Annotated in this window: 21 protein-coding genes; 5 read left to right on the forward strand and 16 right to left on the reverse strand. The window is 61.1% G+C overall.

Annotated elements, in window-relative coordinates:
- Positions 1–182: 182 nt before the first annotated feature.
- Positions 183–1,277: a PLP-dependent cysteine synthase family protein gene (locus tag I5961_RS06285; protein ID WP_085697429.1), complete on the forward strand. Its 1,095-nt coding sequence runs from the start codon at positions 183–185 to the stop codon at positions 1,275–1,277.
- Between the two features lie 65 nt (positions 1,278–1,342).
- Here I5961_RS06285 and I5961_RS06290 read toward each other — a convergent pair whose 3' ends face one another.
- From I5961_RS06290 to I5961_RS06300, 3 genes are all read right to left on the reverse strand, one after another.
- Positions 1,343–2,956 (reverse strand): NAD(P)/FAD-dependent oxidoreductase, encoded by a 1,614-nt coding sequence (locus I5961_RS06290; RefSeq protein ID WP_227234648.1) that lies wholly within the window; start codon positions 2,954–2,956, stop codon positions 1,343–1,345.
- Between the two features lie 95 nt (positions 2,957–3,051).
- Entirely contained in the window at positions 3,052–3,705 is a 654-nt protein-coding gene (locus tag I5961_RS06295) for a COG3650 family protein (RefSeq protein WP_227234650.1), read from the reverse strand.
- A gap of 59 nt (positions 3,706–3,764) precedes the next feature.
- Positions 3,765–4,364, reverse strand: a complete 600-nt coding sequence (locus I5961_RS06300) for a short chain dehydrogenase (protein WP_085702647.1) — start codon at positions 4,362–4,364, stop codon at positions 3,765–3,767.
- Between the two features lie 103 nt (positions 4,365–4,467).
- Here I5961_RS06300 and I5961_RS06305 point away from each other — a divergent pair, with 103 nt between their 5' ends.
- Positions 4,468–5,376 carry a LysR family transcriptional regulator gene (locus I5961_RS06305; protein ID WP_085683276.1) on the forward strand — a complete coding sequence of 303 codons (909 nt, stop codon included), beginning with the start codon at positions 4,468–4,470 and terminating at the stop codon, positions 5,374–5,376.
- On the opposite strand, the gene I5961_RS06310 is transcribed toward I5961_RS06305, so the two are convergent.
- From I5961_RS06310 to I5961_RS06350, 9 genes are all read right to left on the reverse strand, one after another.
- Positions 5,325–5,840: a DoxX family protein gene (locus I5961_RS06310; protein WP_085697433.1), complete on the reverse strand. Its 516-nt coding sequence runs from the start codon at positions 5,838–5,840 to the stop codon at positions 5,325–5,327. The two genes, I5961_RS06305 and I5961_RS06310, sit on opposite strands and share 52 nt — an antisense overlap.
- Positions 5,837–6,595 carry a DUF2063 domain-containing protein gene (locus I5961_RS06315; protein ID WP_227234652.1) on the reverse strand — a complete coding sequence of 253 codons (759 nt, stop codon included), beginning with the start codon at positions 6,593–6,595 and terminating at the stop codon, positions 5,837–5,839. The genes I5961_RS06310 and I5961_RS06315 overlap by 4 nt, the downstream gene beginning before the upstream one ends.
- Complete coding sequence (locus tag I5961_RS06320) at positions 6,592–7,479, reverse strand: DUF692 domain-containing protein (RefSeq protein WP_227234654.1); 888 nt, start codon at positions 7,477–7,479, stop codon at positions 6,592–6,594. The genes I5961_RS06315 and I5961_RS06320 overlap by 4 nt, the downstream gene beginning before the upstream one ends.
- A 25-nt stretch (positions 7,480–7,504) precedes the next feature.
- On the reverse strand, positions 7,505–7,813 hold the full coding sequence (locus I5961_RS06325) for a DUF2282 domain-containing protein (RefSeq protein ID WP_085697436.1): 309 nt from the start codon (positions 7,811–7,813) through the stop codon (positions 7,505–7,507).
- Positions 7,814–7,971: 158 nt separating this feature from the next.
- Positions 7,972–8,673, reverse strand: a complete 702-nt coding sequence (locus I5961_RS06330) for an ABC transporter ATP-binding protein (RefSeq protein ID WP_227234655.1) — start codon at positions 8,671–8,673, stop codon at positions 7,972–7,974.
- Entirely contained in the window at positions 8,674–9,441 is a 768-nt protein-coding gene (gene livG / locus I5961_RS06335; RefSeq protein WP_085697437.1) for a high-affinity branched-chain amino acid ABC transporter ATP-binding protein LivG, read from the reverse strand.
- Positions 9,438–10,694, reverse strand: a complete 1,257-nt coding sequence (locus I5961_RS06340; protein ID WP_085697438.1) for a high-affinity branched-chain amino acid ABC transporter permease LivM — start codon at positions 10,692–10,694, stop codon at positions 9,438–9,440. The genes livG and I5961_RS06340 overlap by 4 nt, the downstream gene beginning before the upstream one ends.
- Positions 10,691–11,614, reverse strand: coding sequence for a high-affinity branched-chain amino acid ABC transporter permease LivH (gene livH / locus I5961_RS06345; protein ID WP_007959165.1), 924 nt, complete (start codon positions 11,612–11,614; stop codon positions 10,691–10,693). The genes I5961_RS06340 and livH overlap by 4 nt, the downstream gene beginning before the upstream one ends.
- Positions 11,615–11,845: 231 nt before the next feature.
- On the reverse strand, positions 11,846–12,973 hold the full coding sequence (locus I5961_RS06350) for a branched-chain amino acid ABC transporter substrate-binding protein (RefSeq protein WP_064382946.1): 1,128 nt from the start codon (positions 12,971–12,973) through the stop codon (positions 11,846–11,848).
- 350 nt (positions 12,974–13,323) lie between these two features.
- On the opposite strand from I5961_RS06350, the gene I5961_RS06355 reads away from it, so the two are divergent.
- The gene (locus I5961_RS06355) at positions 13,324–13,629 is read left to right on the forward strand and encodes a DUF2288 domain-containing protein (protein ID WP_085697439.1); all 306 of its coding nucleotides are present in this window, start codon (positions 13,324–13,326) and stop codon (positions 13,627–13,629) included.
- Between the two features lie 230 nt (positions 13,630–13,859).
- On the opposite strand, the gene I5961_RS06360 is transcribed toward I5961_RS06355, so the two are convergent.
- Positions 13,860–16,061 (reverse strand): hypothetical protein, encoded by a 2,202-nt coding sequence (locus tag I5961_RS06360; RefSeq protein WP_085697440.1) that lies wholly within the window; start codon positions 16,059–16,061, stop codon positions 13,860–13,862.
- A 197-nt stretch (positions 16,062–16,258) separates the two neighbouring features.
- Between I5961_RS06360 and I5961_RS06365 the strand changes: the two genes are divergently transcribed.
- Positions 16,259–17,155, forward strand: a complete 897-nt coding sequence (locus I5961_RS06365; protein ID WP_227234657.1) for an NAD(P)-dependent oxidoreductase — start codon at positions 16,259–16,261, stop codon at positions 17,153–17,155.
- On the opposite strand, the gene I5961_RS06370 is transcribed toward I5961_RS06365, so the two are convergent.
- Together I5961_RS06370 and I5961_RS06375 are read right to left on the reverse strand one after the other, a co-directional pair.
- On the reverse strand, positions 17,046–19,328 hold the full coding sequence (locus tag I5961_RS06370; protein ID WP_085702651.1) for a putative bifunctional diguanylate cyclase/phosphodiesterase: 2,283 nt from the start codon (positions 19,326–19,328) through the stop codon (positions 17,046–17,048). The two genes, I5961_RS06365 and I5961_RS06370, sit on opposite strands and share 110 nt — an antisense overlap.
- Before the next feature lie 163 nt (positions 19,329–19,491).
- The gene (locus I5961_RS06375) at positions 19,492–19,845 is read right to left on the reverse strand and encodes a YkgJ family cysteine cluster protein (RefSeq protein ID WP_085697442.1); all 354 of its coding nucleotides are present in this window, start codon (positions 19,843–19,845) and stop codon (positions 19,492–19,494) included.
- A 303-nt stretch (positions 19,846–20,148) separates the two neighbouring features.
- Between I5961_RS06375 and I5961_RS06380 the strand changes: the two genes are divergently transcribed.
- Positions 20,149–21,498, forward strand: coding sequence for a spinster family MFS transporter (locus I5961_RS06380; RefSeq protein WP_227234659.1), 1,350 nt, complete (start codon positions 20,149–20,151; stop codon positions 21,496–21,498).
- A gap of 194 nt (positions 21,499–21,692) precedes the next feature.
- On the opposite strand, the gene rapA is transcribed toward I5961_RS06380, so the two are convergent.
- On the reverse strand, positions 21,693–24,539 hold the full coding sequence (gene rapA / locus I5961_RS06385) for an RNA polymerase-associated protein RapA (protein WP_227234661.1): 2,847 nt from the start codon (positions 24,537–24,539) through the stop codon (positions 21,693–21,695).
- Positions 24,540–24,593 lie beyond the last annotated feature (54 nt).

Consider the following 24,593-nt stretch of genomic DNA (forward strand, 5'->3'; position numbering starts at 1 on the left):
CAAAAGTTATATTCTTTTTTGTTATATATGGTTACAAGGCGTATGCCAGACCTGCAGCAGAGCCTAGCAGTTGCCAAAGGTATTGAAGCTCAGCTGTATCTGTCAGTGCTGTAGGTTTTTTCCTAAGCTTGGGGGCTGAGCCTGTGAAGGCACTTTTGCCCGATTCAATGAGAACGACAGCCATGAGCGACAACCGACAGTGGGCCCGCGAAGCCATCCGGATCATCGAAGCGGACTTCCAGCGCAGCGCCGACACTCACCTGATCCCCTTGCCGCTGCCGGGGTTTGCGGGCATCGAGTTGTACTTCAAGGATGAATCCAGCCACCCGACCGGTAGCCTCAAGCATCGGCTGGCCCGTTCGCTGTTTCTCTACGCCTTGTGTAACGGCTGGCTGAAACCCGGCGCGCCGGTGATCGAGGCGTCCAGCGGTTCGACGGCGATTTCCGAAGCGTACTTCGCGCGGATGCTCGGCCTGCCGTTCATTGCGGTGATGCCGGCGACCACGTCCAGGGAAAAGATCGCGCAGATTGCGTTCTACGGTGGCCAGAGTCATCTGGTGCAAGACCCGACGCAGATCTACGCCGAGTCCGAACGCCTGGCCCGCGAGCACGACGGTCATTTCATCGACCAGTTCACCTACGCCGAGCGCGCCACGGACTGGCGGGCGAACAACAACATCGCCGAGTCGATCTTCCAGCAGATGCGCTACGAGCAACACCCGTGCCCCACCTGGTTGATTTCCAGCCCCGGCACTGGCGGCACCACCGCGACCCTCGGCCGTTACGTGCGTTATCGCCAGCACTGCACCCGTGTGCTCTGCGCCGACGCCGAGCGTTCGGTGTTCTTCGACTACTACCAGACCGGCGACGCGAGTTTGCGGCTGGATCACGGTTCGCGGATCGAAGGCATCGGCCGGCCACGGGTGGAGGCGTCGTTCCTGCCCAAGGTGATCGATGCGATGGTCAAGGTGCCGGATGCCTTGTCGCTGGCGGCCATGCATTACCTGGCGCAGCGTCTGGGCCGGCATGTGGGCGGGTCGAGCGGGACCAACCTGATCGGTGCGTTGATGGCGGCGCAGCAGATGAAAGCGGCGGGGGAGTCGGGGTCGATCGTGGCGATCCTGTGCGATGGCGGCGAGCGCTACGCGGACACCTATTACGATCAGGCGTGGCTCAAGGCGCAGGGTTATGAGCTGGAGGGATTGATAGCGGTCGTGGCGGCGAGTGCCGAACGGGGTGAGGCGCTGCCGGCCAGCGTATTACGCGCCAATATCTGACGCCGAATACCCCTGTGGGAGCAAGCTCGCTCCCACAGGGGTTGTGTCACTTCAAAGCTTGTTTATCAGGCTTCGAGGCCCAGGATGTCTCGTGCCACGGCTTCCGCAATCCGAATCCCGTCCACACCCGCCGACAGAATCCCGCCCGCATAACCCGCGCCTTCGCCGGCCGGGAACAGACCTTTGACGTTCATGCTCTGCAGCGCCTCGTTACGCGTGATGCGCAGCGGTGACGAGGTGCGGGTCTCGATTCCCGTCAGCACCGCATCGTGCAGCGAATAACCGCGAATCTGTTTCTCGAACGCCGGCAATGCTTCACGAATGGCTTCGATGGCAAATTCCGGCAGCGCCAGGGCCAGATCGCCCAGAGCGACGCCCGGTTTGTATGACGGCTCGACTTCGCCCAACTCGGTCGAAGGAATGCCATTGATGAAGTCGCCGACCAATTGCGCCGGCGCCTTGTAGTCGCTGCCGCCGAGGATGAAAGCGTGGGATTCCAGACGTTCCTGCAACTCGATCCCGGCCAGCGGGCCGCCCGGATAGTCGACTTCCGGGGTGATGCCGACAACGATGCCGGAGTTGGCGTTACGCTCGTTACGCGAGTACTGGCTCATGCCGTTGGTGACTACGCGGTTCGGCTCGGAAGTCGCCGCCACCACCGTGCCGCCCGGGCACATGCAGAAGCTGTAGACCGAACGGCCGTTTTTGGCGTGGTGCACCAGTTTGTAGTCGGCGGCTCCCAACTTGGGGTGGCCGGCGTACTTGCCGAGGCGCGCGCGGTCGATCAGCGATTGCGGGTGCTCGATGCGGAAACCCACCGAGAACGGCTTGGCTTCCATGAACACACCACGGCTGTGGAGCATGCGGAAAGTGTCGCGGGCACTGTGGCCCAGCGCCAGAATCACGTGTTTCGAATGCAGGATCTCGCCGCTGGCCAGTTCGACGCCGACCAGTTGGCCGTCCTCGATCAGCACGTCGGTGACACGCTCCTGGAAGCGTACTTCACCGCCCAGAGCGCGGATTTCTTCACGCATGGTCTCGACCATGCCGGTCAGACGGAACGTACCGATGTGCGGCTTACTGACGTAAAGAATTTCTTCCGGCGCGCCGGCCTTAACGAATTCATGCAGAACCTTGCGGCCGAGGAATTTCGGATCCTTGATCTGGCTGTACAGCTTGCCGTCGGAGAACGTGCCCGCGCCGCCTTCGCCGAACTGCACGTTGGACTCGGGGTTGAGCACGCTTTTACGCCACAGGCCCCAGGTGTCCTTGGTGCGCTGGCGCACTTCGGTGCCGCGTTCGAGGATGATCGGCTTGAAGCCCATCTGCGCCAGCAACAGGCCGGCGAAGATCCCGCACGGACCGAAACCGACCACGATCGGGCGCTGGTTCAGGTCGCTTGGCGCCTGGCCGACGAATTTGTAGCTGACATCCGGCGCCATGTTGACGTTACGGTCGTCGGCGAACTTGCCCAGCACTTTGGCCTCGTCGCGCACTTCGAGGTCGATGGTGTAGATGAAGCACAGTTCGGAGGACTTTTTGCGCGCATCGTAGCTGCGCTTGAACAAGGTGAAATCGAGCAGGTCATCGTTGGCGATGCCCAGGCGTTGCACGATGGCAGCGCGCAGGTCTTCGTCGGGATGGTCGATCGGCAGCTTGAGTTCGGTGATTCGTAACATGACAGGATCCGGTTCGCGGGGCGCACAACTGCGCCAGGGCGTTTGAAGGCGGCGATTATAAGCCGCAACGGCCGGATCCCGTGAGGGTAAAACGATCAGTCGCTACGCGAACCGCCGAAATACCCGCAACCGCGCTGTACCTTGCCGTCGATACGCAACTCGGCGCTCATGTGCTGCACGCTGCCGGTGTTGCTGTCGACGCAGCGCTGCGGCGCTACCCACAACTCGATGCGCTGGTTGTTGGCTTCGCTGCTGAGGTTGAAACGACCGTCGCCCAGTTGCTCTTCGACGTAGGGCACGGCGAGTGGTGGCTGGCCTTCGCGGTCGATGACCAGGCCCTTGCCGCTGACCTTGACGTTCCATTCCGGGCCATGGCCGGAGGCGCGCAGGATCAGCTGTTTGAAGTTGGGGTCGTCACAGGCAGTGCCGGAACGTTCGACGCGATAGAGCTGCGTCAGGTCGAGGCGGTCGCCGGCGATCTTTCCGCGCACGTCGGCGAACAACTTGCCCTGTTGATCGGCCAGGGTGGCGGCCTCTTGCAGGATGCTGGTGCCGCCGATGTCATTGACCACGTACTGGCGCTGCTCGCCGCACGCCTGGAACACCAGTTTGCCGTCGGCAGCGGTCAGTTGTCCCTGCATCCGCGTCTGGCCGACGTGGGAGGCACTTTCCCGCGCACCATCGAACAACTGGCACGCGGCAAACAACGGGAGCAGGGCAACAACGATCAGGGAACGGGCAACACGCATCTTTGGCTCTCCAGACAAGTGTCGCCACGTTACGCAGGCTGACCGTTCATCACAAGGGTTTAGCCCACGTGAAATGTCTGACCTGTCTGCAAGCCTTCGACACTTTTGGCGTAGGCCAATGCCACATCCGCCGCAGGAACCGGCTTGTAGCCACGGAAGTACGGGGCGTAACTGCCCATGGCTTCCACCAGCACGGTCGGGCTGATCGAGTTGACGCGCAGACCGCGTGGCAGCTCAATGGCCGCTGCGCGGACGAAACTGTCGAGCGCGCCGTTGACCAGTGCAGCCGACGCGCCGCTGCGGATCGGATCGTGGCTGAGCACGCCGGTGGTGAAGGTGAAGGATGCGCCGTCGTTGGCGAATTCGCGGCCGATCAACAGCAGATTGACCTGGCCCATCAACTTGTCTTTCAGGCCGAGGGCGAAGCTGTCTTCGGTCATTTCACCCAGCGGGGCGAAGGTTACGTTGCCGGCGGCACACACCAGCGCGTCGAACTTGCCGGTCTGTTCGAACAATTTGCGAATCGATGCGCTGTCGCTGATATCCACCTGGAAATCGCCGCTGTTGCGGCCGATACGAATGACTTCATGACGCTGCGACAGCTCTTTGTCCACCGCCGAACCGATGGTGCCGCCGGCGCCGATCAACAGAATTTTCATCGTGATTGCCTCAAGTGATTGAACGAGGTTTCAGTCTAGAGTGGTTTTTTCTGCGGATAAGCGCACTAATGGGCAACCTTTGGTTTTCAAATGGAAACAATCCATGAGCGAGATGGATGATCTGGCGGCGTTCGCGGTGTTGATCGAGGCCGGCAGTTTTACCCTGGCGGCGCAGCAATTGGGGTGCAGCAAGGGGCAGCTGTCCAAGCGTATCAGTCAGCTGGAGGCGCGTTTTTCCGTGGTGTTGCTGCAACGTACGACGCGTCGGCTGAGCCTGACCGCGGCCGGTGCGGCGTTGTTGCCACAGGCACAGGCGCTGGTAGTCCAGGTGGAGCGAGCGCGTCAGGCATTGGCGCGATTGAAGGACGACATGGCTGGCCCGGTGCGTATGACGGTTCCGGTGTCGCTGGGAGAAACGTTCTTCGACGGTCTGCTGTTGGACTTCTCGCAGAAATACCCCGAAGTGCAGATCGAACTGGAGCTGAACAACAGCTACCGCGACCTGTCCCGCGACGGCTTCGATCTGGCGATTCGCACCGAGGTCGCCAATGACGAGCGACTGGTGGCCAGGCCGCTGCTGGCCTGGCAGGAAATGACCTGCGCCAGCCCCGCCTATCTGGAACGTTTTGGCGAACCACTGACGCCGCAGGCACTGGCCGAACACCGTTGCCTGCTCAACAGTCATTACAGCGGTCGCGAGGAATGGCTTTATCACCAGCAACACGAACTGCTGCGGGTGCGGGTGTCGGGACCGTTCGCCAGCAATCACTACAACCTGTTGAAGAAAGCCGCATTGGCCGGCGCCGGGATCGCTCGCCTGCCGTCCTATCTGTTGCAGGCGGAATTGGCTGACGGCCGATTGCGCTGGCTCCTTCGCGATTTTCAGACCCGTCGCATGCCGATGTACCTGGTGCACCCTTATCAGGGGGGATTACCGAAACGTACTCAGGTGCTGGCGGATTACCTGATCGGCTGGTTCAAACTCAGCGGCGAAGCGCTGGACCGGTTGTAGTGCCTGGCGATCAAGTGATCGATCGACACTTTGCCCGGCCCGGTGGCCATCAGGTACAGGAGAACCGCTGCCCAGGTGCCGTGAGTCGGGTAGGCGTCGGGGTAGACGAATAGCTCGATGACCAGCGTCATGCCCAGCAAGGCCAGCGCTGAAAACCGTGTGGCGAAGCCGATCAGGATCAGCATCGGGAAGAAGTGCTCGGCAAACGCCGCCATGTGCGCGGCGATGTCCGGCGACAGCAACGGCACGTGGTATTCGCTCTGGAACAGCGGAATCGTCGAGTCCGCCAGATGCGGCCAGCCAATCTGGAATGTTCCGTCGATCAGGTCGATGGCCAGGCCCTCGACCTTGGTCTGTCCGGATTTCCAGAACACCGCCGCGATGGAAAAACGCGCGATGAAGGCGATCAGGCTGTGTGGGATTTTTTCCAGCAGCGCGATGGCGCGCGCAACGAGACTGTTCATGACGACACCTTTGGATAGAAATGAGTGATGACTTGGCGGTTGATCAGCAGGGCGAGGGTCTGGCTGAGGTCGAAGGCTTCGGCGGACTCCAGCGCCTGCGTGAGTGACAGGCCGGCCTTGAGGTGGCGAATGAACTGGCCGGCGCCGCGATCCACGGCGAACACCTCGACCTCCAGTCCGTTGCGCAGAATCAACGCGTGTTGGGCATGAAGAGGAACGATCCCGGCCAGCGTGGCGTCGTGCTGATGCGCGGCCCAGATGTCCACTACGGCGAAGCTTGAATCGAGCAGATGCAGCGAAGGGTGCAGGCCGATGCGCAGTTCATTCAGCGTATCGGCATCTGCAAACACGGCGGCGATCCGCTCCTGACTCAAAGGCAAAGCATCGGCCGCGTGATAAGCCAGCGTGCGCAAGCGTTCCAGCCGCGCGACGTCGGCCAGATAGGGGACGCTCGCGGCAGGTTCGAATCCGCTGATGAAGTCCGCCAGCTCACTGCCGTAGTCGCTCATCAACGGACTGTGCGGCGGATGGCTTTGCACGAAAACGCCGGCCATGGCCTGGAAGAATTCGTCACCCACCAACTGCATTACCACGGGATAGCTGTCGGCCAGTGCGTTGATCAGCGAACCCTGCACGTTGTTGCGGTAGACCGCGAAACGGCTGGTCGGATCGGCGCCGTTGGCGCTGCACAAACCGTCGGGGCAGGGCAGCCCGGTATCGAGCAACGCAGCGCTGAACGCGGTTTGAGTGCTCATGGCCGAGCTCCCGCACCCAGCAACAGCGCATCGGCCTGCTGCGCTTCTGCCAACAGCACGTTAAAGGCCGGCACCTGATTGTCCCGTTCGATCAGCGTCGCCACCGGGCCGACGCGTTCCAGCGCTTGCCGGTACAACGACCAGACGGCTTGATCGATTGGCGCGCCGTGATCGTCGATCAGCAAACGATCACCGAGGCTGTCGGAGTCTTCAGCAAACCCCGCCAGATGAATCTCGCCCACTGCGCGCAGAGGTAGTGCGTCGAGATAGGCCAAGGGATCACGTTGATGGTTGATGCACGAGACGTAGACGTTGTTCACGTCCAGTAACAGGCCGCAGCCACTGCGCCGGACGACTTCACGGATGAAATCCGCTTCGTCGATGGTCGAGCGCTCGAACGCCAGATAGGTTGCCGGGTTTTCCAGGAGCATCGGGCGTTTGAGGGTGTTCTGCACCTGGTCGATGTGGTCACAGACGCGGTTCAGCGTCGGTGTGTCGTACGCCAGAGGAAGCAAATCATTGAGAAACACCGGGCCATGGCTGGACCAGGCCAGGTGTTCGGAAAAGGATTGGGGTTGATAGCGCTCGATCAGTGCCGCCAGGCGTTTGAGGTGCTGGACATCCAGCGCGCCTTCGGTACCGATAGACAGCCCGACACCGTGCAGCGACAGCGGATACGCCTCGCGGATCAAACCCAGAAAATGATGGAACGGGCCGCCGGCCACCATGTAGTTTTCGGCGTGGACCTCGAAGAATCCGATGTCCGGAAGAGAACCGAGCACTTCACGAAAGTGCCCGGTCTTGAGCCCCAGCCCGGCGCGGGGCGGGAGCCCGGTGAGGGCTGCCCGAGTGCGGGGGGAGGCATGGTCGCAGGAGGTGATCATGTTCGTCACTCGGGCAGGCCGTGGATCAGGACTTGGCCTTGAAGGCTTCCATCTGGCCGAAACCGGTCGGCGAGGTCTTGCTTTCGGTGGTGGTGCAGGTGCCTTTCGGTACGAATTTCCAGGCGTTGGCCTGGTAATCCATTTTCGCTGTGCCTGCGCAGGTGGTGCCGGCGCCGGCGGCGCAGTCGTTATGACCTTTCATGGCCACGCCGAAGCATTTTTCCATGTTGCTGTTGTCGGCGGCCTGAGCGGTCGAAACGGCGGCCATGCTCAGGGCAGAACCGAGGGCCAGAACCAGGGCGGTGGCGGACAGGGTGCGGGTGGTAGCAGTCATGATGTTTCTCCGGTCTTTTACTTGGGTTGAACAAGCGAATGCGCTTGCTTGCCCCACTAGAGAAACGACTTGGCGATGCGTTACAGCGATCGGTAAAAGTTTTTTTCCGGCACAAACAGAAAACGGCCCGAAGGCCGTTTTCTGTTTGCTGCGATCCATCAACCGCCGAGGTACGCCTCGCGTACTTTCGAGTCGGTCAGCAGCGCTTCACCGGTGCCTTGCATGACCACCCGGCCGTTCTCCAGCACGTAGGCGCGGTCAGCGATTTTCAGCGCCTGGTTGGCGTTCTGCTCGACCAGGAACACCGTCACACCGTCCTTGCGCAGCTGTTCGATGATGTCGAAGATCTGCTGGATGATGATCGGTGCCAGGCCCAGCGACGGCTCGTCGAGCAGGAGCAGTTTCGGCTTGCTCATCAGCGCGCGGCCGATGGCGAGCATTTGCTGTTCGCCGCCGGACATGGTGCCGCCACGCTGGTTGAAGCGTTCTTTCAGGCGTGGGAAAAGTCCGAGAACCTTGTCCATCTGTTCCTGATAGTCGCCCTTGTCGGTGAAGAATCCGCCCATGGACAGGTTTTCTTCGACAGTCAGGCGGGCAAACACCCGACGGCCTTCCGGCACCACGGCGATGCTTTTGCGCATGATCTGCGACGAGTCCTGGCCGACCAGTTCCTCACCCATGTAGCGGATGCTGCCACTGTGGGCCTGCGGCGAACCGCACAGCGTCATCAGCAGCGTGGACTTGCCGGCACCGTTGGCGCCGATCAGGGTCACGATCTCGCCCTGGCGGACTTCGACGTTGACGCTGTGCAGGGCCTGGATCTTGCCGTAGAAGGTGGAAACGTTTTCGAACTGCAGCATTTACGCTTCCCCCAGGTAGGCTTTGATCACTTCAGGATTGTCGCGGATCTGTTCCGGCGTGCCGTCGGCCAGAGGCGTGCCCTGGTTGATCACGACGATGTGGTCGGAAATGCTCATGACCAGTTTCATGTCGTGTTCGATCAGCAGCACGGTCACATTGTGCTCTTCACGCAGCACGCTGATCAGCGCCTTGAGGTCTTCGGTTTCCTTCGGGTTCAGGCCGGCGGCCGGTTCGTCGAGCATGAGAATCCGCGGACGGGTCATCATGCAGCGGGCGATTTCCAGGCGACGCTGCTGACCGTAGGCCAGGGTGCCGGCGGGGCGGTTGGCGAACTCTTTCAGGTTGACCTTTTCCAGCCAGTACTCGGCGAACTCCATGGCCTCGCGCTCGCTCTTGCGAAACGCCGGGGTCTTGAACAGGCCGGACAGGAAGTTGGTGTTCAGATGACGGTGCTGGGCGATCAACAGGTTCTCGACCGCCGTCATGTCCTTGAACAACCGCACGTTCTGGAACGTGCGCACCACGCCTTTGAGGGCGATCTTGTGGCCCGGCAGGCCCTGGATCGGCTCGCCGTCCAGCAGGATGCTGCCGCCCGACGGCTGGTAGAAACCGGTCAGGCAGTTGAACACGGTGGTCTTGCCGGCGCCGTTCGGCCCGATCAGTGCCACCACCTGTTTTTCCTTCACGGTCAGGGCCACGCCGTTGACTGCCAGCAGGCCGCCGAAGCGCATGCTCAGATTTTCGACTTTCAGGATCTCGCGGCTCATTTGCGCAGCTCCATGTGAGGACGTTGCATGGGCAGCAGACCTTGAGGTCGCCAGATCATCATCAGCACCATCAGGGCGCCGAACATCAACATGCGGTACTCACTGAACTCACGCATCATTTCCGGCAGCAGGATCATCACCACAGCCGCGAGAATCACGCCCAGCTGCGAGCCCATGCCACCCAGCACCACGATGGCGAGGATGATCGCCGACTCGATGAAGGTGAACGATTCCGGCGTCACCAGACCCTGACGGGCGGCGAAGAAGCTGCCGGCAAAACCGGCGAAGCTCGCGCCCAGGGTGAACGCCGACAGCTTGATCACGGTCGGGTTGAGACCCAGCGCACGGCAGGCAATCTCATCTTCACGCAGTGCTTCCCACGCACGGCCGATCGGCATGCGCAGCAGGCGGTTGATGATGAACAGCGCCGCCAGCGCCAGCAGCAGGGCAACCAGGTAGAGGAAGATCACCTTGTTGATCGAGTTGTATTCCAGGCCGAAGTACTCGTGGAAGGTTTGCAGGCCTTCCGCGGCCTTGCGTTCGAAGGTCAGGCCGAAGAACGTCGGTTTCTCGATGTTGCTGATGCCGTTCGGGCCGCCGGTGATGTCGGTCAGGTTACGCAGGAACAGGCGGATGATTTCCCCGAAACCCAGGGTCACGATCGCCAGATAGTCGCCGCGCAGACGCAATACCGGGAAACCGAGCAGGAAGCCGAACGTCGCCGCCATCAGGCCGGCAATCGGCAGGCAGATCCAGAAGCTCAGGCCATAGTAGTGCGACAGCAGCGCGTAGCTGTAGGCGCCGACGGCGTAGAAGCCGACGTAACCCAGGTCGAGCAGACCGGCCAGACCGACCACGATGTTCAGGCCCAGGCCGAGCATCACGTAGATCAGGATCAGCGTCGCGATGTCCACCGCGCCACGGGAGCCGAAGAACGGCCACACCAGCGCACCGATGATCAGCGCGATGATGAAGTAGCGCTGGGTGGTCGGCAGGGTCAGGAAGTTGCTGGCCTTGGCCGGGATCAGCGGCATGCCCGGCGACGAACGCCACGCCTTGCTGATCTGCTGGTTGAACAGCACCCGCAGGAACATCAGCACCGAGCAGATGGCGATGGTCGCCAGAATGGCCGGGCTGGTGTTGTGCACTTCCAGGTTGATGCCGACGATGGTCAGTTTCAGTCCCAGTACCGGATAGGCCACGGCCCAGACCAGCAAGGCGCTGAACAGCGCCTGTTTAAGATTCCTGTTCATACTTTCTCAACCTCCGGACGGCCCAGAATGCCGGTCGGACGGAACAACAGCACCAGAACCAACAAGCCGAAAGCCACGACGTCCTTGTACTGGTCGCCGAAGATATCGGCACCAAAGGCTTCCGCCACCCCGAGCACCAGCCCGCCGAGCATGGCGCCGGGGATGCTGCCGATCCCGCCCAGTACCGCAGCGGTGAAGGCCTTGAGGCCGACGAGGAAACCGGCGTTCGGGTTGATCACGCCGTATTGCATGCTCAGCAGCACGGCCGCGACGGCCGCCAGCGCAGCACCGATGACGAAGGTCAGGGCGATGATGTTGTTGGTGTTGATGCCCAGCAGGTTGGCCATCTTGATGTCTTCGGCGCAGGCGCGGCAGGCGCGGCCCAGGCGAGAGCGGGAGATGAACAGCGTGAGGCCGAGCATGGCGATCAGGGTCACCACGAACACCACGATTTGCATGTAGGAAATCAGCACTTCATGTGCGCCACCTGGGCCGAAGGCAAAATTGCCCGGAATCAGGTTGGGGATAGCTTTGTCCTTGGAGTCTTGCGCCAGCAGAACGGTGTTCTGCAGGAAGATCGACATACCGATCGCGGAAATCAGCGGGATCAGACGGTTGCTGCCGCGCAACGGGCGGTAGGCAATGCGTTCGATGCTGTAACCGTAGGAGCTGGTGACGACGATGCTGGCGATGAAAGCCACGGTCATCAACAGCGGAACGCTTTCGAGTCCCATCATGGTCAGCCCGGCGATGGCGATGAACGCCACGTAGGAACCGATCATGTACACCTCGCCGTGGGCGAAGTTGATCATTCCAATGATGCCGTAGACCATCGTGTAGCCGATGGCGATCAGGGCATACATGCTGCCAACGTTCAAGCCGTTAACCAGCTGTTGGAAGAAGTGATAGATGTCAGGCATTACAGCGCTCCTAAAAACCTGATACGCATTTCACTGGTGGAGTCATTTTCCCGCCCGGTCCCGTGGATCTTTATCCACTTCGAATCCGGGTTTTGCCAGCGAACCGCTGATGACGGTTTTGAGATTTTCAGGTGGGGAGACTGGCGGATCACGCCAGCGCGGCCCAATACATTCGTAAAACAAAGCCCACGGCACGCCGTGGGCTTTATTGGCAGTCAGTCAGGCAGCGCCTTACTGAGGCGACACTTCGGTTTTAGGTTTGCCGTTGTGCCACTCGTAAACCACGAATTTGAAATCCTTCAGGTCGCCCTTGGCGTCGAAGCTCAGATCGCCGGTCGGGGTCTTGAAAGTACCGGCGTGGATGGCTTCAGCCACTTTGGCAGGGTCTTCGGACTTGGCCGCAGCGATACCGCCGACAATCACTTCAACTGCCGAGTAGGACGGGAACACGAACGGACCGCTCGGGTCTTCTTTCTTGGCCTTGAATGCATCGGCCAGGGCCACGTTGGCCGGATCCTGGTCGAAGGATTTCGGCAGGGTCACCAGCAGGCCTTCGGATGCGTCCTTGGCGATCTGGGTGATCGAGTCGTTACCCACGCCTTCCGGACCCATGAACTTGGCTTTCAGGCCTTTTTCCTGGGCTTGACGCAGGATCAGGCCCAGCTCCGGGTGGTAGCCGCCGTAGTAGACGAAGTCGACGTTGGCTTGCTTGAGTTTGGCGATGATCGCGGAGAAGTCCTTGTCGCCGGCGTTGACGCCTTCGAACACGGCAACCTTGGTGCCTTTCTTCTCGAGGGTGGATTTGACGGCGGTGGCGATGCCTTCACCGTACTGCTGCTTGTCGTGCAGCACGCCGACGATTTTCGGCTTCACGTGATCGGCAATGTAGTTACCGGCGGCAGGGCCCTGGGCGCTGTCCAGACCGATGGTGCGGAAGACCATTTTGTAACCACGGTTGGTGATGTCCGGGCTGGTGGCAGCCGGGGTGATCATGATCACGCCTTCGTCTTCATAGATGTCCGAAGCAGGCTGAGTGGAGCTGGAGCACAGGTGACCGACCACGAACTTGACGCCGTCGTTGACGACCTTGTTCGCAACCGCTACCGCTTGTTTAGGATCGCAAGCGTCATCGTATTCAACGGCTTCGAGCTTCTTGCCGTCGACGCCGCCTTTGGCGTTGATCTGTTCGATGGCCATTTTCGCGCCACTGAACTGCATGTCGCCGTACTGGGCTACTGGACCGGTTTTAGGGCCGGCGATACCGATCTTGATGGTGTCAGCCGCGAACGAATGGCTGGCAACCCCGGCCAGAACCATAGCGGCAAACAGTTTGGAAATCTGCTTAGTAGCCTTAGTCATAGTGCTCCACTCTTACTGTTGTATTTTTTAGAGTCCTGACGCCGTAGCAGCAGAACCGGGACAGATATCTGGGCGATACCCTCCGGAAAAGCCCCCGGCAACTGTACCGGTACAGTGTAGAGCGCCGGTTGTTGGCCTGGGAAGCTGGCGCCAGGGGGCAAAACCTGAGGGTGTCGCTTAAATGAAAGAAAAAGACAGAATTGCGGCGGGGCGTTCAGAGGGTTTATACCCAATCATCAGCATTCCCTGGCGTTCCTGCTCTTTTCATTCGGTACGGCCTTTTGCAACCGGGTTTTTCTGCCGGACCACCGACGTTATCATTCGCGCCGATTTCTTTTCCGGACAGTCCCATGAATCAAGAACCTAGCACCCTCTATGCCAAGCTGCTTGGTGAAACCGCAACTATTACGTGGAAGGAGCTGGAGCCCTTCTTTGCCAAGGGTGACCTGTTATGGGTCAGCGCCGAGCTGGATTTGATCGCCGTAGCAGAGGCAATGGCATCGAATCAGAGCGCGAAAGTGGCTGCCTGGCTGGGCGAAGATAAGGTCGCCAAGCTCTCTGCGCCGCGGGCGCAAGACATTCTTGAGCGCGATCCCGAGTTGTGGTCGGTTGTGGTGCGACCGTGGATTCTGATCCAGGAAAGGGCGTCGCGCTGAATCGATGCCCTTTTGTGGTGCGTGTCACTGCCGGGAAAAAGTGTGTAGCCGAGTAGCGTGATGGCACGTTGCCGTAGAGAAATGCCACAAGCGTGGGTGGCATAACGGTGACGTAAACGTAACGGGCACAGTTCAGTAAGCAGCCTAACGGCTGCTTAATTGTTTCGGGATGTTGGAAAGACTGAAATTTCCAGGGAATTTCGGGGCGATCGAGGCGCCTCGGTCTGCCGTCATACCGAGTAAGACTTGCCGGTATGGTTATTGAGGGAAATAACCTTGGTCTTGCCGATCCGGTGACGGTAGATCTCGCGCAGGTACTTGATCGACTTCTTCACGCAATCGCGCGACAGGCGAATGTCGTTGATCGAGACAAACTTCTCTTTGTCGTTGATCAGCTCGCGGTACTTCTTCTCGTACATCGGCTTGATCGCATACCAGTTGGTATCGAGGATTTTCGCCGGGTTCTCGAACTCGTTCAGCAGGTCGTCGATGCGGTCTTCGTCGAATGCTTCGCTGATGATGAAATCGAGGATCGAATTGTCCAGGGTGTCGTCGAAACGGTACGGGGTCTTGGCGAAGCAACGCTTGATGAACGCCACGATCAGCGTCAGGAAGTCGTCCGACAGGCACGGGCTCTTGGCGATCAGGGTGGTCAGCGACAGGTTGGCCGAGGCGCCGATCACCAGCGCGTAGCGCTTGAGCGTGGTGTTGGGGAACAGGCTGTTGAGGTGGGTCTTCAACCGGTTCAGGTCCATGTACGACAGCTTGTAGTCTTTTGGCAGCGAAACGATCGAGACCACCGACGAGCAGTTCTTGAAGAAGTGCAGGTCGTGCAGCGCGGCCGCGTCGTAGCCGGAATTCTTGTACTGCTCCAGCGACGCGCGATAGCGCTTGGACTCGATCGGCAACAGGCTGATGCCTTCGATGGCCTGGGTCACTTTGTTGAAGTGCGGCAGGTCGATCGAGCGGAAGAACAGGTCGTCGATGTTCAGGCGCTGCGGCTCTTTGTCGAACACCTTGAATTTGTCGCTGCTCGGCGGCGGCGTTTCCGGCACCACGGACTCGGCGTAGGCAATCGCCACCGGGCCGGCCAGGCTCATGAACAGGTCGTTGGCATCCAGGCGAATGGTCTCGCCGATGTCGATGCCGGCGCGACGGAAATAGTTTTGGTCGTAGTCGGTCGTAACCGCCTGGGCCGTCAGAATGTTGAAGATCTGCTGCGAGATATATTGGTTGGCGTGTTTCTCCATCGCATTGACATCAATGTTCTGGATGTTGCCGTCATCGCTCTCTTCGGCGTAACGCATGATGTCGTTGGAGATCAGCATCATCGCGTTCCATGGGCGGATACGGCCCATGACGCTGGCTTCGCTGCTGTCTTCGTTGGCGAAGTTGTACGAGAAATCCCATTCTTCCGACAGGTATTTGCACAGCAGGCGACCGGCGTTGATGTGCAGCGCCTCGGACATTTCGCTGCGGTGGTCGGAAATGTTCGGCAGTACGCAGATGCCGCTGGTGAAGATCGGTTCGAACACGAACGAATGACCGCTCTTGCCGTCATGCTCGTCCATCGGCTTGGTGTCGAACGTCTTGTTCATGTACGAGTGCTGCTGAGCCAGGCCGAATTCCGAGGCCATGCCCGAACCGGTACCGCCGCCGGCACTGAAGATCGAGAAATACAGACGCGACTGGTTGGCCTTGATGCCGCAGCTGTCGATCAGGTACGAGTGGATCATTTTCCAGTCAGGGCTGGAGAAGCGCTGGGTGTCCTTGTTGAGGATGATCTTCGCCAGATACTGGCCGAGGATCGGCGCGTTACCGGCGCCACCGGCGTGGACTTCCGACAAGTCCATGATCTTCATCTTGCTGTAATCGCGCAGGAAACCGCTTTTTTCGCCCTTGCGCGAGAAACGGATGCGCCCGGCAATGTCCTTGTCGAGGTCGCCGAGCATCACCAGCGGTTCCACCAGAAACACCGGTTTGCTGCCCTTGTTCGGGCCGATCCGCAGGTTGGTCTTGATCCACTGGGCCGGGCTGTAGCCTTTGTCGGCCAGGCGACGCTCGCTCGAAGGACGATCTTCGTTGTTGAATTCGTTGAGGTAGAACTTGCGCGCGTTGTACACCAGCTCCGCCACGTCGAGGGCGATGTTGGAGCCGCAGCGACCGAGGCCGATCAGGCATACCGAGGGGAATTCCTGGTCGTTGTGCTGTTCGTTGTCGCCTTCCAGATGCGGCGGGCGCGGGAACACCAGGTCACGCAGGCCATCGAGGTTGTCGAGGATGCGGTCGGTATTGGTTTCGGTGAAATACAGGTATTGCTGGGTGCCCAGCGGACGCGAAGGTGGCAATGGCTTCATTGGGGCAGGGCTGTTCGCCGCAGGGCTCAGAGTCAGATCGGATACCGCAGTGGCCGGATTGTTTTTAGAAGTCATTGTGCGCCATTTACCTGGACTGGTTGGATCGGCGACTGCTGTCGTCGAGCCTCACGGAATGGGAATCTCGCGTCTTTTTTCTGCGCGTGTTTGGCCCGTGCGTCAGGGTGATGGCCTGAGTGCCGCGCGGGGGAATCCTTTCCTGATTGATGATGGATCGGCCATTATTCGGCGATCTTTAATCAAAAGGAGGCTAAATGATGTCAACGCGACCTTCGTTGGGGTTTGCCGGAATCGGCCTGATGGGCCTGCCGATGTGCCGCCGTCTGCTGGCCGCCGGTTATCCGTTGACCGTGTGGAACCGCAACCCGGCCAAGTGCGCGCCGCTGGTCGAGGCCGGCGCCCGGCAGGTGGCGACCCCCGCCGAACTCTGTGAACAGGCTGATGTGGTGATGTTGTGCCTGGCGGACACGGCGGTGGTGCGCGAGGTGGTGTTCGGCCCGGCCGGTGTGGCCGAAGGGGCGAAACCCGGTCAGTTGCTGGTGGACTTTTCCAGCCTCGAACCGACGGCCACCCGAGAAATGGCGGCTGAGCTTGCCGGCAAGACGGGCATGGCCTGGCTCGATTCGCCGGTGTCCGGCGGAGTGGTCGGGGCCGAGGCCGGCAGTCTGGCGATCATGGTCGGCGGTGATGCAGCGGACCTTGATCGGGTACGCCCGGTGTTGCTCGAACTCGGTCAGCGCGTCACGCACATGGGCGGTATCGGCGCCGGCCAGGTGACCAAGGCCTGCAACCAGATGATCGTCGCCTGCAATGCCTTGGTGATCGCCGAAGTGGTGGCGCTGGCCGAACAGGCCGGGGTCGATGCCAGCCTGATCGCCGAGGCGCTGGCCGGTGGCTTTGCCGATTCCAGACCGTTGCAGATCCTCGCCCCGCAAATGGCCGAAAGCCGTTTCGAGCCGGTGAAGTGGCACGTGCGCACGCTGCTCAAGGATCTGGATACCGCAGTGAAGTTTTCCCGGGAAACCGGCTCGGCCACGCCGATCAGCGGATTGGCCGCACAACTGATGCGCCTGCATGGGGCACAAGGCTTTTTGCAGAAGGATCCAGCGACACTGGTGCAAATGTACCGCGCGCCAGACTCAGCGGATTGACCGTGTGCGCGTGTTTGCGCTGGTTGATTTCCTCCAGCACCGGGCGCAGTTCCGCCAGTGGCACCGGGCGGCTGAGCAGGTAACCTTGAATGAAGTCGCAGCCCGAGCGCTCGAGGAACTCGTATTGCTCCAGGCTCTCGACGCCTTCGGTGACCACCTGTAAATGCAGGGTGTGCGCCATGACGATGATCGCCTGGACGATCTCCATGTCGGCGGTGGCCTTGGGAATGTCGAGGATGAACGAGCGATCAACCTTCAAGGTGTTGAGCGGCAGGCGCTTGAGGTAGGCCAGCGACGAATAGCCGGTGCCGAAGTCGTCGATCGACAGTGACACGCCGAGGGCGCGGATCTGCCGCAACAGCACCAGGGTGTTGGCGATGTTGCCCATCAAGGCGTTTTCGGTGACTTCCAGTTCCAGCCGTTCCGGGGCGACGCCGGCGCTGCGCAAGGCATGCTCGATTTCATTGGCCAGTTCTTCCCGGGCCAGATTCAGCGGTGAGCAGTTCCAGGCGATCTTCAAGTCTTCGCAACCATGGCGCGACAACTCGCCGAGGTCTTCACAGGCCTTGCGCAGGACCCAGTTGTCGAGCTCGGCGATCAGGCCGTTGTTTTCGGCGATGGCAATGAAGCGATCCGGGGTGAGCAGGCCGTGCACCGGATGCTGCCAGCGGATCAGCGCTTCGAGCTTGGTGACTTTGCCGGTCTTGAGTTCGAAGATCGGCTGGTAATACAGCAGCAGGCCGTTTTCTTCACGCAGGGCGTGGCGCAGTTCTTCCTCCAGTTGCAGTTCCAGGCTGGCGCGGTTTTTCAGGTTGGAATCGAAGAAGTGCACGCCGTTGCGCCCGGCGCCCTTGGACTGGTACAGCGCAAGATCTGCGTGCTTGAGCAGTTCATCGCAGGTCGTGCCGTCTTCGGGAAACAGGCTGATGCCGATGCTGGTCGTCATCACCATGCGCCGTCCGGCCAGTTCGATCGGCTCTTTCATCTTGAGCATGATGCGCTGGGCCAGATTGCGCGCTTCTTCGCGGTCGCGCAGGCCGATCAGGATGCAGAACTCGTCGCCGCCAAACCGCGCCACCACGTCTTCATGGCTACGGACCGAGCCCTTGATGTGCTGGGCGATAACCTTGAGCAGTTGATCGCCGGCGTCATGGCCGAGGCTGTCGTTGATGCGTTTGAAGTGGTCGATGTCGAGAAACATCACGGCCAGCATGCCGCCTTCGCTGGATTTCTGGCTGAGCTTTTCCGCGAAGATCTGATTGAAACCGCGCCGGTTGATCAGGTTGGTCAGGGCGTCGTAGTTGGCCACGTGCTGCAGCGACATGCGTGCCTGATCGAGCTGGCTGAGGAGGGCGTTGACCCGGCGCAGGTCGTGTTCCTTGTTCTGCAGCTTCTTGTCGGCCAATGCGGCGCTGATGGCGCTGCCGAGGATCAGCAATGTGATCAACGCGACGGTGAGGCCCAACTGCAAGTGACTGGTTTGCGACGCCTGAGTCGGCAATTGCCCCTCGGGCAGCACCAGTTGCAGTGCCGCCATGCCGGTGAAGTGCATGCTGAGGATGCCCGCGCCGAGAATCAGCGCCGCCACGTATTTGAGCATCTGGATGTGCAGGCCGTTGCCTTCGCGCAAATGACCGGCCACCCACAGCGCGGCGAAGCTGGCGCCGATGGCGATCACGATCGATGAGATGAACAGAGTGGGTTGGTAGTAAGTCGTGGCGGCGGATTCGATGGCCGCCATGCCGACGTAGTGCATGCCGGCGATGCCCAGGCCGATGACGATGGCGGTCTTGAGGTATTCCAGCAGGCTTGGTTGGGGCGTGCTCAGGGTGTGCATCGCCAGCCAGGATGCGAGTAACGCAATTAACAGCGAAAACAGGGTCACGGGCAGATCGTACTGAATGTCGATCGGCGCCTGGAACGCCAGCATGCTGATGAAATGCATGGCCCAGATGCCGCCGGCCAGGCAGGTTGCGCCGATCCAGCGCCACAGTCGCTGCGAACCGGGTTCTTCAGCGTGGGCGACCCGTTCGGCCATGTCGAGGGTGGCGAAACTCGCGGCGCAGGCGACCAGGTAGGCCACCAGCACCAACAGGGGATTGTGTGTGCAATTGAGGATGACCTGCCCGCTCTCCGGCTGCTCGGCAACAAATTGCAAACCAAGCCATTCCATAGCATGCCCCGTCTCTGAATACGTCCTTACTGCGTCATCAACGCAGGCGAATGTCTGGAGTATAGAGGCGGTTTTTGCAGTGCAAGCGATAGTGGCACATTGGTGCTAATGATTTCGGCATTAGCGTCATAGCGATTGGCGCTAAGTGCCCGGATGCCGGAGTTCAGGCGACTTCGTTCCAGTGCGGTTGCAGTGGCGGCAGGCCGAAACGGGCACGTGCCTTGTCACAGTCGATGTTCTGCGCGCCGTTTTCCCACGATGCTTCGAACTCGCGGCAGGGGCTGGAACGCTTGTCGTAGATCGTGCAGGCCACTGACTTTCCGACTTCGCCTTCCAGCGCGGTGCAGCGCGGCGCCTTGCGGTCGGTGCCGATCATCGCGACCCGGCTGGGCGTGATCTGAGTGACCAGTTCATCGGGGACTGTCCCGCCGGAGGATGCGCATTCACCCCAGAAAAAAGAAACACGAAAATGGGAACAGCAGGCACCGCAATTCAGACACGGACTGGCTTCGGACATGGGCGGGGGTATCAAAGGGATTGATCGGCAGGATCCGGACGGATCCGGCGGCCATTCTAGGCTTTGCCACGGCGTTGGGAAGGGGGGCGCGAAAGTATTTTTTCATTGCCGGATTTTTCCGCAAAACCCCCGGTTTCAGGGGGATTCGAAGCATTTCAAGGGCTTACGTTTCGTTACACGGCCATGGCTTGTCATCAGGCTGACGAATGATGACAGACAGCCCCGACGAGCGTGACTAGATTGCAGGTTCCGGGCTCGGATGCGTTGGCAGTGAAGCCCCAATAACAATAAAGAGACGGACCCATGCAGAACTCGACCCAAGCGGCGAATGCCTGGCGCATTCTGTTCCTGCTGTTCCTCGCCAACCTGTTCAATTTCTTCGACCGCACCATTCCGGCGATCATCATCGAACCGATCCGCATGGAATGGCACCTCAGCGACTTCCAGCTCGGGATCGTCGGCACCGCGTTCACGCTGGTCTACGCGATTGCCGGATTACCACTGGGGCGCCTGGCCGACACCGGTTCGCGCAGCAACCTGATGGGCTGGGGCCTGGCGACCTGGAGCGCGCTGACTGCCGTTAACGGTCTGGTCGGCAGTTTCTGGAGTTTCCTGCTGGTGCGCATGGGGATCGGCATCGGGGAAGCGAGTTACGCACCCGCCGCCAACTCACTGATCGGCGACCTGTTCCCGGCCCATCGCCGCGCTCGGGCCATGGGCATTTTCATGCTCGGCCTGCCGCTGGGGCTGCTGCTGGCTTTCTTCACCATCGGCTGGATGGTCAAGGCGTTCGACAGCTGGCGCGCGCCGTTCTTTATTGCCGCCGTGCCAGGGTTGGTGCTGGCGGTGTTTATGTTCTTCATCAAGGAACCCAAGCGCGGCGCGGCGGAAACCGTGCAGGTGTCCCAGGAGAAAGTCGACAAGCCGATCCGCCGCGTTCTCGCCGTGCCGACCTTCCTGTGGCTGGTGATGGCCGGGCTGTGCTTCAACTTCGCGACCTACGCCTGCAACTCGTTCCTGGTGCCGATGCTCCAGCGTTATTTCCTGATGCCGTTGCAGGAAGCGGCGGTGGCGACCGGCGTGATCGTCGGTGTGACCGGGCTTGTCGGGTTGACCCTCGGCGGCTGGATCGCCGACAAGATTCACCAGCGGGTGGCCAACGGGCGACTGCTGTTTGCCGCGTTCAGCCTGATCATCTCGACCCTTTGCACGGCGTGGGCGCTGCATGCCGGGCGTATCGAGATCGGGGTGTTTGTCGCGGTGTTCAGCGTTGGCTGGCTGTTCGCCTACAACTTCTATACCTGCGTGTATACGGCGATTCAGGATGTGGTCGAGCCACGTCTGCGGGCTACGGCGATGGCGCTGTTCTTCGCCGGGTTGTATCTGCTCGGCGGCGGCCTGGGGCCGGTGGTGGTGGGTGGTTTGTCGGATCACTTCGCCAAGTCGGCAATGGTCTCGGCGGGTGCCGAGCAGATGACCGAAGCGTTCAAGGCTGTCGGCCTGCATGATGCGATGTACCTGATTCCGGCGGCGCTGTTCCTGACCATGGTGTTCCTGTTCCTCGCGTCGCGGTGTTTTGTGCGGGATGCGAAGCGGATGAAGGAAGGGCTGGTGGCAGTGGTTGAGCCGCAGAGTCAGGCCGTTACCGCTTGATGACCTGCATCGCCTGATCGTTCCCACGCTCTGCGTTGGAATGCAGCCCGGGACGCTCTGCGTCCCATTCGAGAGCTGGAACGCGGAGCGTCCCTTGAGGCATTCCCGCGCGGAGCGTGGGAACGATCTGCGGTGTACAAAAAAGGCCCGCATCACTGCGGGCCTTTTCATTTTTGGCGATGGAGCAGGGCGGTTCAGCCCGCTACCAGCACCCGGATCGCTTCCAGTCGCAGCGCCGCTTTGTCGAGCATCGCCAGACCTTGTTCACGCTGCTTGCGCAAGGCGTCCAGTTCGCTGTCGCGTACGGTCGGGTTGACCGCTTGCAACGCGGTCAGGCGCGCCAGTTCTTCGTCGGTGTCGGCTGCCAGACGACGGCGGGCTTCGGCGACGCGCTCGGCGTGGCGTGGGGCGACCTTGCTTTCACCGGCGTTGATCCGTGGCGTCAGCTGGTCGCGCTGGGCCTGGATGAACTTGTTCGCGCTGGCGCGCGGCACGCTTTCCAGTTGATCGTTCAGGGTTTCGAAGGCCACACGCGACGACAGGTCGTTGCCGTTGGCGTCGAGCAGGCAGCGCAGGGCGGCCGGCGGCAGGTAGCGACCCAGTTGCAGCGAGCGCGGGGCAACCACTTCGCTGACGTAGAGCAGTTCCAGCAGTACGGTGCCTGGTTTGAGCGCCTTGTTCTTGATCAGCGCGACGGCGGTGTTGCCCATCGAACCGGACAGCACCAGATCCATGCCGCCCTGTACCATCGGATGTTCCCAGGTGATGAACTGCATGTCTTCGCGCGACAGCGCCTGGTTGCGGTCGTAGGTGATGGTCACGCCTTCGTCGTCGCCCAGCGGGAAGCTGGCGTCGAGCATCTTCTCGCTCGGCTTGAGGATCAGAGCGTTTTCCGAATGGTCTTCGCTGTCGATACCGAAGGCGTCGAACAGGGTTTCCATGTAGATCGGCAGGGCGAACTGATCGTCCTGTTCGAGGATGGCCTCGACCAGCGCTTCACCTTCGCCGGCGCCGCCGGAGTTGAGTTCCAGCAGGCGGTCGCGACCGGTGTGCAGCTCGGCTTCCAGCCGCTCGCGCTCGGTACGCGCTTCGTCGATCAGCGCTTGCCACTGGCCATCGTCGGCTTCTTCGAGCAGCGGCAGCAGGCGCGGGCCGAACTGATGCTGCAAGGCGTTGCCGGTCGGGCAGGTGTTGAGGAACGCGTTCAGCGCTTCGTGGTACCACTGGAACAGGCGCTCTTGCGGGCTGGTTTCCAGGTAAGGCACGTGCAGTTCGATGATGTGCTTCTGGCCGATCCGGTCCAGACGACCGATCCGCTGCTCCAGCAGGTCCGGGTGCGACGGCAGATCGAACAGCACCAGGTGGTGGGCGAACTGGAAGTTGCGACCTTCGCTGCCGATTTCCGAGCAGATCAGCACCTGCGCGCCGAACTCTTCGTCGGCGAAGTAGGCGGCGGCGCGGTCACGCTCGAGGATGTTCATGCCTTCGTGGAACACCGTGGCCGGGATGCCGGAGCGCACGCGCAGGGCGTCTTCCAGGTCCATCGCGGTTTCGGCGTGGGCGCAGATCACCAGCACTTTGGTGCGCTTGAGCATTTTCAGCTGGTCAATCAGCCACTCGACGCGCGGGTCGAATTTCCACCAGCGTTCTTCTTCGCTGGCGTCCGGCTGGGCCTGGAAACTGACTTCCGGGTACAGCTCGGCGTGTTCGCCCAGCGGCAGTTCCAGGTATTCGTCCGGGCACGGCAGCGGGTACGGGTGCAGTTTGCGCTCCGGGAAACCCTGCACGGCGGCGCGGGTGTTACGGAACAGCACGCGGCCGGTGCCGTGGCGGTCGAGCAGTTCACGCACGAGTCGGGCGCTGGCTTCGCTGTCGCCATCGTTGACGGCGGTGAGCAGGGCTTCACCTTCGTTGCCGAGGAAGCCGTGGATGGTCTTGTGCGCGGCCGGCGACAGGCGCCCCTTGTCCAGCAGCTCCTGAACGGCTTCGGCCACCGGGCGATAGTTTTCGCTCTCGGCGCGGAAGGCGGCCAGGTCATGGAAACGGTTCGGATCGAGCAGGCGCAGACGGGCGAAGTGGCTGTCCTGACCGAGTTGTTCCGGTGTCGCGGTGAGCAGCAGCGCGCCGGGAATGACTTCGGCCAGTTGTTCGACCAGCGAGTATTCCGGGCTGACTTTGTCTTCATGCCACACCAGATGGTGGGCTTCGTCGACCACCATCAGGTCCCAGCCGGCAGCGAACAGGGCGTCCTGCGCCTTTTCATCGTCGACCAGCCACTCCAGCGCCACCAGCGCCAGTTGGGTGTCTTCGAACGGGTTGGTGGCATCGCTTTCGATAAAGCGCTCTTCGTCGAACAGCGCGACCTGCAGGTTGAAACGCCGGCGCATTTCCACCAGCCATTGGTGCTGGAGGTTTTCCGGAACGAGGATCAGCACGCGGTTGGCGCGGCCCGACAGCAACTGGCGATGGATCACCAGACCGGCTTCGATGGTCTTGCCCAGACCCACTTCGTCCGCCAGCAATACACGCGGCGCAATGCGGTCGGCGACTTCACGGGCAATGTGCAACTGGTGGGCGATCGGTTGTGCACGCACGCCACCCAGGCCCCAGAGCGCAGACTGCAACTGGCGGCTGGTGTGTTCCAGGGTGTGATAGCGCAGGGAGAACCACGCCAGCGGGTCGATCTGGCCGGCGAACAGGCGGTCGCTGGCCAGACGGAACTGAATGAAGTTCGACAGCTGGGTTTCCGGCAGGGTGACGGCTTCGTTCTGCGCGTTGAGGCCGTGGTAGACCATCAGGCCGTCGACGTCGTCGACTTGCTGGACAGTCATCTTCCAGCCTTCGAAGTGCGTGATCGAATCGCCGGGCGAGAACCGCACGCGGGTGAGGGGCGCATTCCGTAGCGCGTACTGGCGAGTCTCGCCAGTGGCCGGGTAAAGCACGGTCAACAAGCGGCCGTCCTGTGCCAGAACGGTGCCTAAACCAAGCTCTGCTTCGCTGTCACTGATCCAGCGTTGCCCCGGTTGATACTGCTGCGCCATGCTGCCTGACTCCCACCTTGAAAAAGCGGGCTATCTTAACGGAATGAGGGCCCG

Source organism: Pseudomonas sp. IAC-BECa141 (assembly GCF_020544405.1).
GTDB lineage: Bacteria > Pseudomonadota > Gammaproteobacteria > Pseudomonadales > Pseudomonadaceae > Aquipseudomonas.

Excerpts from the sequence above, each read along its gene's own strand:
- I5961_RS06285 (WP_085697429.1), top strand. The coding sequence starts at position 183 with ATGAGCGACAACCGACAGTGGGCCCGCGAAGCCATCCGGATCATCGAA.
- I5961_RS06290 (WP_227234648.1), bottom strand. The coding sequence starts at position 2,956 with ATGTTACGAATCACCGAACTCAAGCTGCCGATCGACCATCCCGACGAA.
- I5961_RS06295 (WP_227234650.1), bottom strand. The coding sequence starts at position 3,705 with ATGCGTGTTGCCCGTTCCCTGATCGTTGTTGCCCTGCTCCCGTTGTTT.
- I5961_RS06300 (WP_085702647.1), bottom strand. The coding sequence starts at position 4,364 with ATGAAAATTCTGTTGATCGGCGCCGGCGGCACCATCGGTTCGGCGGTG.
- I5961_RS06305 (WP_085683276.1), top strand. The coding sequence starts at position 4,468 with ATGAGCGAGATGGATGATCTGGCGGCGTTCGCGGTGTTGATCGAGGCC.
- I5961_RS06310 (WP_085697433.1), bottom strand. The coding sequence starts at position 5,840 with ATGAACAGTCTCGTTGCGCGCGCCATCGCGCTGCTGGAAAAAATCCCA.
- I5961_RS06315 (WP_227234652.1), bottom strand. The coding sequence starts at position 6,595 with ATGAGCACTCAAACCGCGTTCAGCGCTGCGTTGCTCGATACCGGGCTG.
- I5961_RS06320 (WP_227234654.1), bottom strand. The coding sequence starts at position 7,479 with ATGATCACCTCCTGCGACCATGCCTCCCCCCGCACTCGGGCAGCCCTC.
- I5961_RS06325 (WP_085697436.1), bottom strand. The coding sequence starts at position 7,813 with ATGACTGCTACCACCCGCACCCTGTCCGCCACCGCCCTGGTTCTGGCC.
- I5961_RS06330 (WP_227234655.1), bottom strand. The coding sequence starts at position 8,673 with ATGCTGCAGTTCGAAAACGTTTCCACCTTCTACGGCAAGATCCAGGCC.
- livG (WP_085697437.1), bottom strand. The coding sequence starts at position 9,441 with ATGAGCCGCGAGATCCTGAAAGTCGAAAATCTGAGCATGCGCTTCGGC.
- I5961_RS06340 (WP_085697438.1), bottom strand. The coding sequence starts at position 10,694 with ATGAACAGGAATCTTAAACAGGCGCTGTTCAGCGCCTTGCTGGTCTGG.
- livH (WP_007959165.1), bottom strand. The coding sequence starts at position 11,614 with ATGCCTGACATCTATCACTTCTTCCAACAGCTGGTTAACGGCTTGAAC.
- I5961_RS06350 (WP_064382946.1), bottom strand. The coding sequence starts at position 12,973 with ATGACTAAGGCTACTAAGCAGATTTCCAAACTGTTTGCCGCTATGGTT.
- I5961_RS06355 (WP_085697439.1), top strand. The coding sequence starts at position 13,324 with ATGAATCAAGAACCTAGCACCCTCTATGCCAAGCTGCTTGGTGAAACC.
- I5961_RS06360 (WP_085697440.1), bottom strand. The coding sequence starts at position 16,061 with ATGACTTCTAAAAACAATCCGGCCACTGCGGTATCCGATCTGACTCTG.
- I5961_RS06365 (WP_227234657.1), top strand. The coding sequence starts at position 16,259 with ATGATGTCAACGCGACCTTCGTTGGGGTTTGCCGGAATCGGCCTGATG.
- I5961_RS06370 (WP_085702651.1), bottom strand. The coding sequence starts at position 19,328 with ATGGAATGGCTTGGTTTGCAATTTGTTGCCGAGCAGCCGGAGAGCGGG.
- I5961_RS06375 (WP_085697442.1), bottom strand. The coding sequence starts at position 19,845 with ATGTCCGAAGCCAGTCCGTGTCTGAATTGCGGTGCCTGCTGTTCCCAT.
- I5961_RS06380 (WP_227234659.1), top strand. The coding sequence starts at position 20,149 with ATGCAGAACTCGACCCAAGCGGCGAATGCCTGGCGCATTCTGTTCCTG.
- rapA (WP_227234661.1), bottom strand. The coding sequence starts at position 24,539 with ATGGCGCAGCAGTATCAACCGGGGCAACGCTGGATCAGTGACAGCGAA.